General features: G+C 41.6%; 1 pseudogene. It reads right to left on the minus strand.

From position 1 onward, the window contains the following. Positions 1-219: pseudogene (locus A3712_RS23920) on the minus strand (aspartate/glutamate racemase family protein); the annotation flags it as partial.

The raw sequence follows: 219 nt of genomic DNA on the forward strand, positions 1-219 counted from the left end.
CTAGTGCACTTTCTTTATTGGGAAGTGCACTACAAAAAACCTCTCTCACTCCCCCTTCTTCATGACCACTTTCTAAACCCAACAACTCTTGGACTCGTTTAGCTATCGCTTTGCCCGAATCAACCAATACCACGCTTTTGCCTAATACTTGCTGAATCTCAGACTTTATTAGTGGGAAATGGGTACAGCCTAAAACAGCAACATCAATGACATTAATCA

This window comes from Vibrio sp. HI00D65 (assembly GCF_001635455.1).
Taxonomy (GTDB): Bacteria; Pseudomonadota; Gammaproteobacteria; order Enterobacterales; family Vibrionaceae; genus Vibrio.